15 protein-coding genes and 1 pseudogene are annotated in these 15,308 nt (G+C 50.8%); 4 read left to right on the top strand and 12 right to left on the bottom strand.

All coding sequences use genetic code 11. The features are described 5' to 3' along the window. Position 1 precedes the first annotated feature (1 nt). From ybiO to rhtA, 6 genes are all read right to left on the bottom strand, one after another. On the bottom strand, positions 2–2,221 hold the full coding sequence (gene ybiO, locus AC6EMZ_RS02825; protein ID WP_498400859.1) for a mechanosensitive channel protein: 2,220 nt from the start codon (positions 2,219–2,221) through the stop codon (positions 2–4). A gap of 138 nt (positions 2,222–2,359) precedes the next feature. Beyond that, on the bottom strand, positions 2,360–3,082 hold the full coding sequence (gene glnQ, locus AC6EMZ_RS02830) for a glutamine ABC transporter ATP-binding protein GlnQ (RefSeq protein ID WP_498400860.1): 723 nt from the start codon (positions 3,080–3,082) through the stop codon (positions 2,360–2,362). Beyond that, positions 3,079–3,738, bottom strand: a complete 660-nt coding sequence (glnP, locus tag AC6EMZ_RS02835) for a glutamine ABC transporter permease GlnP (RefSeq protein ID WP_012016697.1) — start codon at positions 3,736–3,738, stop codon at positions 3,079–3,081. Before glnP ends, glnQ begins: the two co-directional genes overlap by 4 nt. A gap of 79 nt (positions 3,739–3,817) precedes the next feature. After that, positions 3,818–4,561 (bottom strand): glutamine ABC transporter substrate-binding protein GlnH, encoded by a 744-nt coding sequence (gene glnH, locus AC6EMZ_RS02840; RefSeq protein WP_012016698.1) that lies wholly within the window; start codon positions 4,559–4,561, stop codon positions 3,818–3,820. 361 nt (positions 4,562–4,922) lie between these two features. After that, positions 4,923–5,426, bottom strand: a complete 504-nt coding sequence (dps, locus tag AC6EMZ_RS02845) for a DNA starvation/stationary phase protection protein Dps (protein WP_498400861.1) — start codon at positions 5,424–5,426, stop codon at positions 4,923–4,925. Positions 5,427–5,731: 305 nt separating this feature from the next. Continuing rightward, positions 5,732–6,619: a threonine/homoserine exporter RhtA gene (gene rhtA / locus AC6EMZ_RS02850; RefSeq protein ID WP_498400862.1), complete on the bottom strand. Its 888-nt coding sequence runs from the start codon at positions 6,617–6,619 to the stop codon at positions 5,732–5,734. A 354-nt stretch (positions 6,620–6,973) separates the two neighbouring features. Here rhtA and ompX point away from each other — a divergent pair, with 354 nt between their 5' ends. Beyond that, positions 6,974–7,492, top strand: a complete 519-nt coding sequence (ompX, locus tag AC6EMZ_RS02855) for an outer membrane protein OmpX (protein WP_498400863.1) — start codon at positions 6,974–6,976, stop codon at positions 7,490–7,492. Positions 7,493–7,562: 70 nt separating this feature from the next. On the opposite strand, the gene AC6EMZ_RS02860 is transcribed toward ompX, so the two are convergent. Together AC6EMZ_RS02860 and mntS are read right to left on the bottom strand one after the other, a co-directional pair. Beyond that, on the bottom strand, positions 7,563–9,146 hold the full coding sequence (locus AC6EMZ_RS02860) for a phosphoethanolamine transferase (protein WP_498400864.1): 1,584 nt from the start codon (positions 9,144–9,146) through the stop codon (positions 7,563–7,565). Between the two features lie 280 nt (positions 9,147–9,426). Continuing rightward, positions 9,427–9,555, bottom strand: coding sequence for a manganase accumulation protein MntS (mntS, locus tag AC6EMZ_RS02865; protein ID WP_498400865.1), 129 nt, complete (start codon positions 9,553–9,555; stop codon positions 9,427–9,429). Between the two features lie 183 nt (positions 9,556–9,738). On the opposite strand from mntS, the gene mntR reads away from it, so the two are divergent. From mntR to AC6EMZ_RS02880, 3 genes are all read left to right on the top strand, one after another. Further along, entirely contained in the window at positions 9,739–10,212 is a 474-nt protein-coding gene (mntR, locus tag AC6EMZ_RS02870) for a manganese-binding transcriptional regulator MntR (protein WP_498400866.1), read from the top strand. Then, the gene (locus AC6EMZ_RS02875) at positions 10,209–11,309 is read left to right on the top strand and encodes an anion transporter (RefSeq protein WP_498400867.1); all 1,101 of its coding nucleotides are present in this window, start codon (positions 10,209–10,211) and stop codon (positions 11,307–11,309) included. The genes mntR and AC6EMZ_RS02875 overlap by 4 nt, the downstream gene beginning before the upstream one ends. 101 nt (positions 11,310–11,410) lie before the next feature. Further along, a complete protein-coding gene (locus AC6EMZ_RS02880) occupies positions 11,411–12,451 on the top strand; it encodes an aldo/keto reductase (RefSeq protein ID WP_498400868.1) in 1,041 nt (346 codons plus the stop codon). Between the two features lie 332 nt (positions 12,452–12,783). On the opposite strand, the gene AC6EMZ_RS02885 is transcribed toward AC6EMZ_RS02880, so the two are convergent. The 4 genes and pseudogenes from AC6EMZ_RS02885 to AC6EMZ_RS02900 form a co-directional block, all read right to left on the bottom strand. Continuing rightward, a complete protein-coding gene (locus AC6EMZ_RS02885) occupies positions 12,784–13,089 on the bottom strand; it encodes a DUF2931 family protein (RefSeq protein ID WP_498401463.1) in 306 nt (101 codons plus the stop codon). Between the two features lie 30 nt (positions 13,090–13,119). Continuing rightward, positions 13,120–13,682, bottom strand: a pseudogene (locus AC6EMZ_RS02890) (T6SS phospholipase effector Tle1-like catalytic domain-containing protein); the annotation flags it as partial. Then, a complete protein-coding gene (locus AC6EMZ_RS02895; protein WP_498400869.1) occupies positions 13,678–13,974 on the bottom strand; it encodes a PAAR domain-containing protein in 297 nt (98 codons plus the stop codon). The gene AC6EMZ_RS02895 and the pseudogene AC6EMZ_RS02890, both read right to left, overlap by 5 nt. 434 nt (positions 13,975–14,408) lie before the next feature. Further along, a complete protein-coding gene (locus AC6EMZ_RS02900) occupies positions 14,409–15,248 on the bottom strand; it encodes a helix-turn-helix domain-containing protein (RefSeq protein WP_498400870.1) in 840 nt (279 codons plus the stop codon). Positions 15,249–15,308: the final 60 nt, after the last annotated feature.

Consider the following 15,308-nt stretch of genomic DNA (forward strand, 5'->3'; position numbering starts at 1 on the left):
CTTATAACGTCGGTTCCTGTGGAGCCGGCGGGGCGCTCACGGCCGGCGTGGGTAACAGTTGATACGTTTGTACTGGGGCACGCACGTCGGCAATATCAAAGTGCTTTTTCACCATGCTGTCGAGCGCAAAGCGTACCGTCCACTGCTTGAGCGGCTGTGTGGTAAACGACACGCGCAGGGTAAAGGCGGTGTTGGTAAGCCCCACAATGCCCGCAAACGACGGTTCACCTATCACCAGCCCTCTGATATCGTCCATCTCCATCAGTTCCTCTACCGCTGCTCTCAGCGCCTGCTTGGCTTTCTCTGCATCTTCATGGCGATCGACATCATAATTCGCCACCACTGAACCGATACCGCGCACAAAGTTGGCGAAGGTGGTAATCGAAGACCACGGGATGATGTGATACGCCCCGGTGTCCTGACGTACCCCAACGGATCGGATCGACATCCGCTCAACGGTGCCGGTCAACGGCCCAATGGTCACCAGATCGCCAGTATTCATGCCGTTTTCAAACTGAATAAAGATCCCGGTGATAATATCCTTCACCAGCGTTTGCGACCCGAATGAAATTGCCAGGCCCAATGCACCCGCACCCGCCAGCAGCGGTGCGATATTCACGCCTATCTCAGAAAGCAAAATCATGATGGTGATAGTGCTGATGATGACCGCCAGGGCGTTACGGAACAGCGTCAGCAACGTGCGCGCTCGCGCGCTGGGCAGTGGCCGCCCATGAATATCTGATACCAGCCGATTTTCTATCAGGCTTGCCAGCAGCGTCCAGCCCACCGCCGAGAAGAACAGGATAAGCGCGATACGAATCAGGATATCCACCGTTTTTTCGCCCGCACCGTTATGCAGCCAGTTCCAGAAATCAAATAATCCCCAGGCGTTTAGCAGCAGCATAATGGACACACATACCGTCAGAAATCGGGCGACCTTCAGCGATGTGGATAGCCAGCCGTTCACGCGTTTTTGCAGTTCTGGATAATTTCGCTGTACCTGCGGGGAAAGGGTAATGGTTTTTGAAATCCATCGTGACAACAGGCCAGAAACAAAGGCGGCGATACCGATGATGGCCAGACTGTTGAACGTCGCACCCATCATAAACTTAAGGCTGTTGCCCGGATCAAACAGGGAGAAGAAACAGAGCACGATAAAGTAAGCGCTGGCGAGCCAGTGCCACACCATAGAGAACGCGCGGATAAACAAGCTAAAGAACGACAGGGAACGATCGGCAAGATGCAGAAGGCTGTCGGTAATCGCTTTCTTATTGCGGAAGATAAGATACAGCGCCCAGACGGTAATGCAGAGCATGATGAGCACATTTGCCAGTGCGCCAATTTGCACGTTGACCTGATTTGAAATAATCGGCACGGCAACCAGCAGACCATAACCAATCAGACCGCTAAGGATACTGAGCCGCAGCGCCCAGTATTTTGCGCTTTCATCGCGGATGGAAAAAGGGCGCAAATCAGCGACGCGGGGACAAAACAGCAAGCGTAAAAGCGCTTTGAAAAACTCGATCAGGGCAAAGGCATTCAGGAACAGACTCTGCTGAAAGGCGATGGTGCGGTTCCCTGCGTGCAGGTTATCGCTGAGGATCTGCCCGACGAACAGCGTCAATGCCAGCAGCAACAAATCAATAATGAATGCCCCCGCAATCATTAACGGCAGATGAAACCAGCTGCTTTTTTCCCGATTTTTCTTGCGCCCCCATTGTCCCATTTTGAGATACAACGGCCAGGCGCACAGGCGTGCCAGCCAGTAGAAGGCAAAGACCAGGGCGGCCAGCAACAAAAAGTGGCTGGCTGCGTTATTAAACGTTTGCGGGTTGAAGGGCTTATGCGGGGAACCAATAAGGTTGCGATAAAGCTGGGCGAAGCGAGCAGATAACGCATCGCCATAGTGACGGCCCACATCGGTCACGTTTTCCAGCACGGTCTTTTGCTCGACCACTTCAGGTGGCGAAATCTTCGGGACCGGGTCCTGGGGGGGTGTTGCGGCAACAGTGCGCAGCTGTTCTATAAGCTCTTTGCGCGAAGTGTCATTCTCAAGCACGTCCGCTAGCGCACTGTAGGCAGCTTTCTTTTGTTCGACGTCGGGTTCTGGTGCCGGTGCGGTTTGCGCAGAAGCCGTGGTGCTGGTGGTGACGCCCGGAATAGCGATCGCCTGCGCGGGGGCGCAGAACAAATAAAACAGTAGCAACAGGATCCACGGCACGGCTTCCTCCGATGAAGAAAATGTGTAGCAAAATGATAAGTATAGAAGGCGGACGGGTGCGGGGAGTTTTTGAGAACAATCTGGCATGAAAAAGCCGGGCGCATTAGGGCCCGGCTTTGGATATGACGTTACGTTTTATCAGGAGACGTGCTGCAAGAATTCCTGCAAACGCTGGCTCGGCGGATTATCGATAAGCTCCTGCGGGTTGCCATCTTCGGCAATGCGGCCTTTATCGATGAAAATCAGTCGGGAAGCCACTTTCTCGGCAAAGCCGATCTCGTGGGTAACGATAACCATCGTCATCCCTTCTTCTGCCAGATCTTGCATGACCTTTAGCACTTCATGGCGCAATTCCGGATCCAGCGCAGACGTTGGCTCATCGAACAGCATCATTTTCGGCTTAACCGCCAGCGCACGAGCGATGGCGACACGCTGCTGCTGACCACCGGAAAGTTCGGACGGATAATGGTGCGCGCGCTCGGCAAGACCGACCTTAGCCAGTAGCTCTTTTGCCAGTTTCTCTGCTGCGGCTTTGCTGGCACCGCGCACGCGCAGTGGACCAAACATCACGTTTTCCAGCGCCGTCAGGTGCGGGAACAGATAAAACTGCTGGAACACCATGCCTGCTTCCTGACGAATCAGGCGCTCGTCCACTTTTGGGTCATTCACTTTTAACCCATCGACAAACAGATCGCCGCTGGTGATCTCTTCCAGCTTGTTGATGCAGCGCAGCAGGGTGGATTTACCGGATCCAGAAGGACCGATAATGACAACCACTTCACCCTGTTTAATATTCAGGTCGATATTGTGCAGCACCTGGGTTGGGCCAAAGTGCTTAGAAACGTTTTTAAATTCAATCACAGGATTTTCATCCTTCTTTCAAGACGACGCAGAACAAAGCTCAGAAGCAGCGTAATAATCAGGTAAACAACCGCAACGGCGCTCCAGATTTCAAGCGCGCGGAAGTTACCGGCGATGATCTCCTGGCCCTGGCGGGTCAATTCAGCCACGCCAATGACAATAAACAGCGAGGTGTCTTTGATGCTGATAATCCACTGGTTGCCCAGCGGCGGCAGCATACGGCGCAGCGCCAGCGGCAGGATCACGTGACGAATAGTTTCGCGACGAGAAAGCCCTAAAGCCAGACCCGCTTCGCTGAAACCTTTATGAATCGACAGCACCGCGCCGCGGGTGATTTCCGCAATGTAGGCACCGGAGTTGATCATAATGGTGACAACGGCCGCGCTGAACGGATCGATACGCAGATCGTTAAAGGCCATTGGCAGGGCGAAGTAGATAAACATCACCTGTACGACAATAGGCGTACCGCGGATGACTTCGATGAAAACCAGTGCGATGTGGTTAGCAATCCAGCCACCGTAGCTGCGAGCGAAACCGGCAACGAGGCCGATAATCAACCCGCCAGCCAGACCGAGGACCGAAATCCACAGGGTCATTTTGGCGCCTTCAAGCAAGAGAGGAATGGCAGGCCAGATGGCGCTCCAGTCAAACTGCATGATAATTTCCTGTTACCGTGGTTCTAAAAAAGCAGGGGCGAAAGGTCGCCCCTGACCGTACATCTTATTTTAAGAATAATTATTTTGGTTCAGTACCGAACCATTTTTTGTAGATTTCGTTGTAGGTGCCGTTTTCACGCAGAGTTTTCAGCGCGCCGTTCACTTTATTACGCAGCTCGTCGCTGCCTTTCGGGAACGCGATACCGTACTGCTGGGCTTCCAGAGACTCGCCAACCGCTTTGAACTTGCCGTTGCCTGCCGTTTTAATGAAGTACAGGATGTTCGGGGTATCGTGCAGCACCGCGTCAGCACGGTTAGTGCCGAGTTCCATGTAGGCGTTGTCGATGTTAGGGAACTGACGCAGGTCTTTCGTTTTGATATTGGCTTTCGCGTAATCAACAGAACCGGTACCGCTCTTCACTGCGACGATTTTGCCGTCGAGGTCTTTAACGCTTTTCACGTCGTTGTTGTCGGCTTTTACCATCAACAGCAGGCCGCTTTTGTAGTAGCCGTCGGAGAATTCGATCGCTTTTTTACGTTCTTCGGTGATCGTGATACCCGCCAGCGCCAGGTCAATGTTTTTCGTTTGCAGAGCCGGGATGATGCCGCTGAAATCCATAGGCTTCAGGGTGTAATCCAGTTTCAATTCTTTTGCGATAGCCGCCCACAAATCTACGTCAAAACCAACATACTTATCGCCCTGCTTAAATTCAAAAGGAACGAAAGCGGTGTCAGTTGCTACAACGAGTTTGTCCGCTGCCTGAGAAGACACAGCGAAAGCCAGGGTAAGTGCAGCCAGTGAAACTTTTAATACAGACTTCATAGTATTTCCTTTTATATCCACGGGGCGATCCCCTGCGGGAGCATACGGCTACATGAAATAATCGTGCCAACTTTACAAGTGATTGTTTTGCAAAGGGGATAATGTCATGCGTTGCACAATAAGCGTTGCAAACATATCGAGTTGCACCAATTTGGAGCACTGTTTTGGTGCGATCCATTTTGGTCAGCAGTTGGGAGGGTATTAAGCGCAAATAACGGCGATAAAACAATCTTCCGTTAACGATTTTGTGAGGTGATTATTACAACTTTTTTACTTTTGCAGGCGTTCAACGAAAAAGTGTGCACCATCAATGTGCAAAACCCCCGCCACAGGCGAGGGTTTAATAGATAATTCGTATGGATTATTCGATGTTAGATTCGATAAACCACAGGAATTGATCCAGGTCGCGAGACGCGGCGGTGAAGATGTCCGCAGTGTCTTCATCTTTGACTTCACCGATGGCTTTACGCACATCGTTGGCGACAACCGCATAACGATCCGCCAGCTCTTTCAGGTGGTCCTGCACGGTATGAATGTCGAGCGGATAGCTTTTCAACGCGGTTTTGCTGTTAATCACCTGCGTAGTACCCAGCGCAACACCGCCAAGCTGTACGGCACGTTCGGCCATGGTATCCAGGTGATTAACTAACGCGGTTCGGAATCCATCCAGCATTTCATGTACGGCAATAAAGTTTGCGCCGCGCATATTCCAGTGGGCCTGTTTAGTAATCAGTGACAGGTCAATGAACTGGATCACCTGGCGATTCAGCAACTCAATCGTTGCTTTCTTATCGCTGTCTGAGACATCGTTGCGGGTATAAAGCAGATTAGACGCTTTCGTTTTAACCAGTTTAGCGGTACTCATAGTCTCATATCCTCTTGATGTTTTATGTTCCAGGTAATTACCGGGAATAATTATAGCACCGCTTTTAAAAGCTGCAGGCTCGGTTGTGCCTATCGGTTTAATAGCGTGAAGGTCGTTGAAATTATAAGTTGATGTTAAAAAAGGAGTTTATGTATTCTTGTGCGGATGAGTCTTAATTTGACTAGATAGCTTAGACGCTTTCAGGATATTTCAAAATAGTGACAAATTGTTCTAATAAGTGATTATTGAGACAGCCTGGCCTATATTCTGCATGGCAAAATCTGCCATGCAGAAGGCAAGAACATTTAATTGATATCGACTTCTTTAATCTTCGTATCTTGTCGCATTGTCAGAGTTGACCCCATAGAGGCGGCAATGATTGAACACAGCGCCAGAACCTGAGTAAAGGTTAAGGTTTCGCCCAGGAAAACCATACCGGACATGGCAGCGAGTGCCGGTTCCATACTCATGAGCGTGCCAAAGATACGCGTGGGCAAGCGCGTCAGGGCAATCATCTCAAGGGAATAGGGGAGGGCTGTAGAGAGAACCGCGACGGCGAGACCAATAGGCAGAACAGACCATTGCCAGATGGTTTCCGTCGCCTGAGCCATACCAATAGGGACAAATATGATGGCGGCGATGAGCGATCCTAGCGCGACCGTGGCGGGACCGTGATCTTCACCCGCGCGTTGTCCGGTCAAAATATAAACCGCCCAGCATGCTCCGGCACCCAGTGCCAGCGCCGCGCCGGTGAGATCGACGTGCGAAATATCTTGTCCGAGCGGCAGTAAGAACCACAGTCCGAGCACGGCAAGTACAACCCAGATAAAATCTACCGGTCGGCGTGAGGAGAATAATGCGACGGCCAGCGGGCCGGTAAACTCCAGCGCGACGGCGATCCCAAGCGGAACGGTTTGAATAGACAGGTAAAAGAGATAGTTCATTCCACCGAGCGACAGTCCATAGAAGAGCAGCGGCAGACGTTGCTCTTTTTTAAACCTTAGTCGCCAGGGTTTAAAGATGATCACCAGAATGAGCGTACCAAGCGCGATACGAAGCGCGGTGACGCCCGGCGCACCGATGACAGGAAAAAGTGATTTAGCCAGTGATGCACCACTTTGAATGGACAGCATAGCGATAAGTATTACAACGATGGGCAACCAGACCGGTGCTTTGCGAGACAACCCTGGCATCCTTTCTCCTGTCAATTTATGTCAAAGGGAGTAAAAGCCGCAGTGTAATGTAAATAAACGGTGGCGGTTGAGACTTTGTTGAAAAAAAAACCTGTCAAATCCGTAAAATGGTGAAGCGTTGATGGATTATTAAGCTTTTAGATTAGGAATAATCTGGATGAATGTCGTGAAGTTGACGCGCAAAATTAGCGTAATAATGCAGAAATGTGATGTTAATTGAATAAGATAGCTAATGGTGGAAACGTTTAGTTACATCAAAGACTTCGTTAGACATCACGATTCTCAAAGAGTTTCAGAAGATTTTTTGATATATTTAAAACTTACGGACTTACTTGGATCACATTTGAGGTGGTTATGAAAAAAATTGCATGTCTTTCAGCACTGGCCGCTGTTCTGGCTGTTTCCGCAGGTACCGCTGTAGCTGCTACTTCTACCGTTACCGGTGGTTACGCTCAGAGCGATATGCAGGGCGTTGTCAACAAAGCTAACGGTTTCAACCTGAAGTATCGTTACGAGCAAGACAACAACCCGCTGGGCGTGATCGGTTCTTTCACCTACACCGAGAAAGATCGCACTGAAGAAGGCGCGTATAACAAAGCTCAGTACTACGGTCTGACCGCTGGTCCTGCTTTCCGCCTGAACGACTGGGCAAGCATCTACGGTGTTGTAGGTGTTGGCTACGGTAAATTCCAGCAGACTGAAAACCTGAGCGAGAACCGTACTGCAAGCAACAGCGACTATGGTTTCTCCTATGGCGCTGGTATGCAGTTCAACCCAATCGAAAACGTTGCACTGGACTTCTCTTATGAGCAGAGCCGTATCCGCAACGTTGACGTTGGCACCTGGATTGCAGGCGTAGGTTACCGCTTCTAATCACTCCGGTGATCTGATAAAAAATCCGCCCAATGTGGCGGATTTTTTTTATCTGCGTATTGGCCCTGAGTTACCGACTCTTAGTCGTGAAAATATCGGTACCTAAATGAGTATACTCGACTTTTTGTAACTTGAAGTTGGTAACGTACGCTGGGGGAGCCTTCTTGTTGGAAACAAACGGATAATTATTCGCAATTTCTTTCGCGGAGATCCCGGTCCATTGCGAGAAGAAACTCAGAAAATCGTTCGCTGAACGACGAGCCTTGATGACGCGATGCGTTTTGTCATCGCTCGAAAGCACCATAAACGGTACCTGGAAGTTCTGCTGAAACTGGTCATCGTGCGCCAGATACTGAACCGCTTTGCCACGTTCTTTAAAGGCAAGGCCGTGATCCGAGAAGTAAACCATCGAGAAACTGTCGTCGGTATTTTGCAGCTGGGTGTACAGCTTGCTCAACAGATCGTCGGTCTGCGTCATGGTATAGAGATAGCAAGAGGTCTCTTTTGACTGCACGAACTCGGTGTATTTGCCCCCCGTACGATCGCACGCCTGAGGATGTGAACCCATGAGATGCAGAACAATAAGCTGCGGCTGGCTGCGCTGAGTGGCAAATACCTGTGACGTCATCTTGAGCAGGGCTTCGTCTTTGGTGTTCTTATCCGCTTCAAAATCACCGCTTTTCAGGAACTGCGCTTCATCGGCCCGTTTCGCAATGCTGGCGATCGCCGTATCGTATTCCCCAATTTGCCCCTGATTGGAAAACCACCATGTCTGAAAGCCTGCACGGTTCGCCAGCGTGACGAAGTTGTCCTGGAACTGGGGTTTCCCATCGACGACGCGGTTTAGCGTCAGACCGAGTGATTTTTGTGTGGAGCCACTCGCCGCAATGTAGTCGGTAAATAGCGTTCCGTTCACGGCGCTGGCGAATGGCGTATTATTCCAGTGTCCACCAAAAGCACCCAGTGCATCGCGACGCGCGCTTTCACCAATCACCACCACATAGGTATGGTATTTAGGCTTCACTGCCAGCACGTTCCAGGTGTCCTTCATATTGGAAAGCTCAGCCATCCGCGCCTGCTCGTCGAGAACTTCTTTATTGTTCACCACGATATCTTTAACGAAACGAAAAACGGGATAGCCGGTATCTTTCAGCTTGAATACACCGCCCCACGCCACATTTTGTACCGGTGCGACAAAGAATGCCGCGATACTCACGATCAGACACAGGTTATCAATTTTGCTCCAGCTCTTTTTCTCCTGTGGCTTACGTCGCAGCGCGATGACGCCCAGGGCAAAGATGAACAGTCCGATAACGTAGCTGTACCACGGGAAGATCGTCATGATCTCCGTAGACTCTTCCATATTGGTCGAATGCAGCGCCAGTAGCGTATTAAAGTTTGGTGAGCCATAGGCCTGGCCAAAGGGGTAATACATGGCTGCGACGACGGAGCAGATGCCAATCACTCCTTTTTGCACACGCGGTGCGCTGCGCCACATCAGATGCAGCAGGCAGGTGAACGCAACGGCGTAGAGCAAGCTAAACGGATAGCCAAGCGCAAAGTTAATCAGCAGCGATTGCAGAAAGTAGAATCCCGTCCACGGGCTTAAGGCCCGACTGCGGGTAATAAATGTATCTTTCAGGGTTAAATTCATAGGTCACTATCATAAAAACGCCATGTGCTCACCCTGGCGTCGAGGGTCAAAGCCTGCCTGACAGTGCGTGGAGAGGGAATAAGGGTCCGCTTCAGCGAGCCGCAAATGGTGCAGGGCTGCAAGAAGATAGAGCGAGCGGGCTATTAGGTCAACAGTTGCCAGTGAGTTGTTTTGCGAGAGGGACTACAAATCCGTAAAAAAGATCGGGGATTTAGGCTCAAACGGCCAGTATGGATGGGAATAATGACAGAAAAATGAAGCGGCGTACCGCGACGCCGCGCTAGTTTGAAGGTTTGTCGTTTTGCTGCGGTTTGCCGTTAAAAATGTCGCACAGCATGTTCAGCAGCATTAAGCGTACCTTAAAGGGAGAATGACTAAACACGTTTAAACACCTCTTGAATTCGTTCATATGACCTCCTGATTTCTGATCCCTTCGATCCGTGAAGGGTGACTGCATTACATACAGATATAGCATAGGCTATATTGTATAGCTATGGCTAATTCGTTAATTTTTTGTGCTTGTGGAGCTATGGTTTACACTGTGCGCTCTTGCTATATGACGCCAGGGGCGTTACCCCAATGAGGAAGTACAATGAACCGTCGCGCAGGTAAGCCAACTACAAAAAAAAAGACGCAACTGGTGAATGTTGAAGAGCATGTTGAAGGCTTTCGTCAGGTGCGTGAAGCGCACCGTCGGGAATTGATTGATGACTATGTTGAGCTGATTTCGGATCTGTTCCGGGAAGTGGGAGAAGCTCGTCAGGTGGATATGGCGGCACGGCTCGGCGTTTCGCAGCCGACGGTCGCCAAGATGCTCAAACGTCTGGCGACGGTGGGACTGATCGAAATGATCCCCTGGCGCGGCGTATTTTTAACGCCGGAAGGCGAAAAGCTGGCGCAGGAAAGCCGCGAGCGCCATCAGGTTGTCGAAAACTTTTTGCTGGTGCTGGGCGTCAGCGCGGATATTGCTCGTCGTGATTCGGAAGGCATTGAACACCACGTCAGCGCAGAAACGCTGGAAAAATTCCGCGAATTTACCCTCAAATACGGCTCGCCTTCTGAATGAACATTCCTGGCGTGCGGGCGCTTGCCCGCGATCATTTCTTCCATCTGTTACTGATTGTTGGCGTTGGGCTGAGCCTTTTCGTTCCCTTCGCCCCAAAAACCTGGCCAGATGCCATCGACTGGCACACCATCATTACCCTGAGCGGGCTGATGATGCTCACCAAAGGTGTTGAGCAAAGCGGTTATTTCGACGTCCTGGGTCGCAAAACGGTGCGCCGCTTCGCCACAGAGCGCAAGCTGGCGCTGTTTATGGTGCTGGCCGCCGCGCTGCTTTCAACATTTCTGACGAACGACGTGGCGCTATTCATCGTAGTGCCGCTGACCCTCACGCTGCGCAAATTGTGTGAGATCCCGATTACCCGGCTGATCATCTTTGAAGCGCTGGCCGTTAACGCCGGGTCGATGCTAACGCCGATTGGTAATCCGCAGAATATATTACTCTGGGGGCGCTCAGGGCTGTCATTTGCTGCATTTACCTGGCAGATGGCTCCACTGGCGCTGGTGGTGATGCTGTCGTTACTGGCGGTCTGTTGGTTTGCGTTCCCTGATAAGCCGCTGAACTACCACAGCGGAACGCAGAATCCTCAGTGGAAACCCCGCCTGGTATGGGGCTGCCTTCTGTTGTATATCGTTTTCCTGACCGCACTTGAGCTTAAGTATGAGCTATGGGGTATGCTGCTGGTGGCTGGCGGCTTTTTGCTTCTGGCGCGTCGGGTGCTGGTGAGTGTCGACTGGACGTTGCTGCTGGTGTTTATGGCGATGTTTATTGACGTGCATCTGCTCATCCAACTGCCGGTACTTCAGGGGGCGCTGCATAGCGTCAGTGGTTTGCCGCCGCTCGGACTGTGGCTGACGGCCATTGGATTATCCCAATTTATCAGTAACGTGCCTTCCACTATTCTGCTCATTAATTACGTGCCACCAACGGCGCTGCTGGCGTGGGCGGTGAACGTGGGGGGATTCGGCCTGCTGCCAGGGTCACTGGCGAACCTCATTGCGCTCAGAATGGCAAACGACCGTCGCATCTGGTGGCGTTTCCACTTATGGTCTCTGCCGATGCTGGCATGGGCGGCATTCATTGGCTTTATGCTGCTTTAGAGAAATGGGCAAGAAAAAGACAGGAACGACACATTCGCGATCGGTGCCAGAAAGGTATAACTCTCTGGTAGCCAATTAACGAAGATTGCGAGGAGTGTCCTATGCGTTATCAAAAACTGGGTAATACGGGTCTGTTTGTTTCTGAGCTGTGCCTCGGCACGATGACCTTCGGCGGCGAAGGCGGCATGTGGGGCAAGATCGGGCAGCTCCAACAAAGCGAAGCGGAACAGCTGGTAGGCCGCGCGCTGGATGCAGGCATTAACTTTATCGACACCGCCGACGTCTATTCTGAAGGGCGCTCGGAGGAGATCACCGGGCAGGCGCTCAAAAATCTGAAAATCCCTCGCGAAAACGTCGTGGTTGCCACCAAAGTGTTTGGCGAAACCGGTACGGCAGGCGTGAACTCGCGCGGCAGTTCGCGCTATCACATCATCAACAGCGCCAAAGAGAGTCTGCGCCGCATGCAGCTCGATCATATCGACCTTTATCAACTGCACGGGTTTGATCCCGCCACCCCAATCGAAGAGATGCTTTATGCACTGGATAACCTCGTGCAGCACGGTCACGTGCGTTATATCGGCGTTTCGAACTGGGCGGCGTGGCAAATTGCCAAAGCATTAGGAATGTCTGAACGTCTGGGGCTGGCGCGATTTGCCTCGTTGCAGGCGTACTACACCATCGCCGGGCGCGATCTGGAGCGTGAACTGGTGCCGATGATGCAAAGCGAAGGCGTTGGGCTGATGGTCTGGAGCCCGCTGGCAGGTGGCTTGCTGAGCGGCAAATACGATCGCGACGGAAAAAGCGAATCCGGAGGCCGTCGTCTGGAATTCGACTTCCCGCCGGTTGAGAAAGACCGCGCCTTTGACTGCGTAGACGTCATGCGTGCCATTGCCGACAGCAAAGGTGTATCGGTCGCGCAGGTCGCGCTGGCGTGGCTGCTGCACCAGAAAGCGGTCAGCAGCGTAATCATTGGCGCTAAACGGGTCGATCAGCTTGACGATAATATCGCCGCCACTGGGATCCGCTTAAATGAAGAAGAGCTAAAACAGCTCGATGCTGTAAGCGCTTTGCCGCGAGAATATCCAGGCTGGATGCTGGAACGTCAGGGTGAATATCGCCGTAACCAGTTAACGCAACAATAAACTTCCTTTCCCCGTGGCGCTTCGCTTGACGGTAATGCCGCTGACTTAAACAGTGTGGCAAGGCGATTTAATGGATAGCGTGTGGTTGAGAACGCCCTCGGCTTTGATGGTCGGGGCGTATTTTCATGAACATGAGATCCAGTCGACCATGCGGTGAATCTCCATTTCATGAAGGTTTCCTTACCCCCCGTACGGATAGATTTTACCTTTGATGAACATTTTAGTTTCCTGGTCGTGCCCGTCAGGTATGCTGTAATTGAAATTAATGCGAGGTAGAACTTATTTACAGGCGTTCAGCCTGTCGCCGGACAGGGTAGTGAGCCTCTGAGGTTCTACCGGCAGGTTATCGCCAATTCCGCTGTTCTGTAGCCAGATATGCAGCTTACCTCCCAGGGCTTCAGGGAAGCCGGAAAAACTATTCGGGTTTCATAGGTTTTTTTGTCAATGACTGAATCCCAGCAGAACAGCATCATCATCGGTGGATGACGAGCCTTGCTGAACTGGGCATGCCGTCTAACCTCGTTATTCCATGCCCCCTCCGTGATGGCACTGTCCTGCAAGGAATCCAGTGTTCGGAAGGTATACACCACGTCCTTGTCATCAATAACCAGCGCCTGCGTGACTTCTGCATACAGCACTTTGGGGGGGAAAAAAGCAAAATCCCATTTCCCGCTGCCAGTGTCAGAATGCGCACCAGGTAGAACCAGCTCCGGCCAAACGGGCGGCATGCTGTTCAGGACAAAGTTAAACCGGCACTCATTCCCCGCCGTGATATGGAAAACCTGTTCCGCGATACCGGGCGGCAGGACAAGACTTACCTCACCGGTATCGGCCGAGTCAGGATTCATGCCCTTCACCGGGCTACCGATGGCAGCAACAGTGTCAAATATGCCAATAAAACGGGTCTTTCCTGCTGGCATCCCCTGAAAGGCAATACCGTACAGCCCCTGGCGAATGGCGGAGATGAGCGCGCTGTCCTGCGCCAGCACCCGATTAGCAAAATGTCGTGCCGCTGCCGCATCGCGACTGAACCCGAAGATATCGAACTGAAGCGATTTAACAATGACTGACGGATTTTTCAGACGGCTATTTTTAAATCCCCAAGGGTCTGCTCCAGTGTAGAAATCAAACCCGATACCGCCCTATCTGCCTTGGCCACCACCCCCGCATCTGCTATCCCCAGTGACTGCCCGAGAAGGCTGTCGGGTTTACCCGCCTCCGTGCCGTTACCGTCGAACTGCGGGAGGAACGATAGTGCGGTGGTGTCCTGCCGGACTGCCGCATTTGACTTCAGAGTCATGAACGGCAGCCCGGGCACCATCAATAAGAAAATCCGGTGTGCTGTTGACAACGATACCCGGGATTTTGCAGACCGGACAGGGCGTCATTTTATCGCCAACGCGAGTCATGCCTCTGCCGCTATCCTGGTTGGCGGGAAGTGAGCTGATACAGCGGGCGCCAGTTGTGGTTTCATTGCCATCAAGGGCCAGGCCGAGTGCGTTAATACTGACAAAGTGGGGCATTTCATATCCATATGAAATGCATGCTTATTGCATTGCTATATACGCCCGTTGGTCAGGAGAGCAAATATGCTTAGCCTGCAAATGGCGCATCGGGAGAGAATTAGGATTTAAACCCCGTCTTAGTAAGAGATCGATTGCTTTTTATGAGACCAGTTGAATCACCATGGATCATCAAGGCACTTTCGAGCTGTGAATGATATTGGTTTTGATCTTCAGTTAGTGGAATCTGATTACTTGAACCATGCCGACGCCTCCAGTTAAAAATATTTCGATGTGATCAAAAATATCGCAGTGGACTTCTTACCGCGTTCCGTAGTTCTTTTTCTTTATACGTTCATGCTCCAGTAAATGGATAAGCTTTTCGCAACCGGGATAACATTTACCGTTCCCGGACACGTCTCATCAAACCATCTTAAATGACTAAGAGGTGTTTGTTAAACCCGTGGCGATTCACTGGTCGCGCTGCACACATAACCCTTTCGTTCCTCAGTTGGAGTTTTGCCAAACGTTGCTTTATAGCGCACTGTAAAATGATTGCTACTGACGAAACCACACATGAAAGCAATCTCTGTTATCGTCATATCTGACTCTCTAATTTTATTTCTTGCAGAAAGAAGCCTTAGACGTCTTATATAACTTTCAGGTGTCAACCCTGTAGCCTCTTTGATATGTCTGAACATCGTCCTGGGGGTTAGATGAAACTGTCGGGCAAGGATATTCCAGTCATATTGTTCGAAGCAATTTTCCTGTAAATGGTTCAGAAGTTTATGTAACTTATAGCGCGTATCATTTTTTTGTGCTGGTGTTTGCGCCATCGTAATCAGCATCACAAGCTTGAAAAAGAGAAATTCTTTCTGCTCAACTGATTGCAGGGAACTGAAGATCATATCAACGACAGAATTGCACTCCATTCTCGCACTTGGACTTAGCCATATATAAGAACTCAGGTTGTCGGCTGAAAATCTTTCAAGAAGCATATCAATATTGCGCAAAAAGGTGAATTCAACATTTGGGTTGATAAGAATATTAATTAACTTCAGAGTGCCAAGTTCATCATAAAAATGATAGTCGTGTCTTCGTACCAGGAAAACATCTCCCTGCTGTACAAATAAGGGTTTCCCATTAATGACATGAAGTCCATGTCCCTGTTCAACAATAACCAGCTCATCAAACTCATGCGTATGTTCGCAACCATTATCTTCAGGATCGCTCTTGTAGAGTGCTAGGTTATCGGTTAACTCATTGAAATACTGATAAATTCTAAGGTTGTTCATATTTACCCTCATGCTTTGCAGCTAAGGATAGTTAATCTTAATAAAGTAAAAAAGCACTAA

The organism is Enterobacter sp. SCRI0065 (assembly GCF_059766475.1).

What these genes read in the sequence shown, in the direction of transcription:
- rhtA (WP_498400862.1), bottom strand. Translation starts at nt 6,619, where the DNA reads ATGCCAGGGTTGTCTCGCAAAGCACCGGTCTGGTTGCCCATCGTTGTA.
- glnH (WP_012016698.1), bottom strand. Translation starts at nt 4,561, where the DNA reads ATGAAGTCTGTATTAAAAGTTTCACTGGCTGCACTTACCCTGGCTTTC.
- AC6EMZ_RS02895 (WP_498400869.1), bottom strand. Translation starts at nt 13,974, where the DNA reads ATGCCCCACTTTGTCAGTATTAACGCACTCGGCCTGGCCCTTGATGGC.
- AC6EMZ_RS02880 (WP_498400868.1), top strand. Translation starts at nt 11,411, where the DNA reads ATGCGTTATCAAAAACTGGGTAATACGGGTCTGTTTGTTTCTGAGCTG.
- AC6EMZ_RS02900 (WP_498400870.1), bottom strand. Translation starts at nt 15,248, where the DNA reads ATGAACAACCTTAGAATTTATCAGTATTTCAATGAGTTAACCGATAAC.
- mntR (WP_498400866.1), top strand. Translation starts at nt 9,739, where the DNA reads ATGAACCGTCGCGCAGGTAAGCCAACTACAAAAAAAAAGACGCAACTG.
- glnP (WP_012016697.1), bottom strand. Translation starts at nt 3,738, where the DNA reads ATGCAGTTTGACTGGAGCGCCATCTGGCCTGCCATTCCTCTCTTGCTT.
- mntS (WP_498400865.1), bottom strand. Translation starts at nt 9,555, where the DNA reads ATGAACGAATTCAAGAGGTGTTTAAACGTGTTTAGTCATTCTCCCTTT.
- AC6EMZ_RS02860 (WP_498400864.1), bottom strand. Translation starts at nt 9,146, where the DNA reads ATGAATTTAACCCTGAAAGATACATTTATTACCCGCAGTCGGGCCTTA.
- AC6EMZ_RS02875 (WP_498400867.1), top strand. Translation starts at nt 10,209, where the DNA reads ATGAACATTCCTGGCGTGCGGGCGCTTGCCCGCGATCATTTCTTCCAT.
- ompX (WP_498400863.1), top strand. Translation starts at nt 6,974, where the DNA reads ATGAAAAAAATTGCATGTCTTTCAGCACTGGCCGCTGTTCTGGCTGTT.
- dps (WP_498400861.1), bottom strand. Translation starts at nt 5,426, where the DNA reads ATGAGTACCGCTAAACTGGTTAAAACGAAAGCGTCTAATCTGCTTTAT.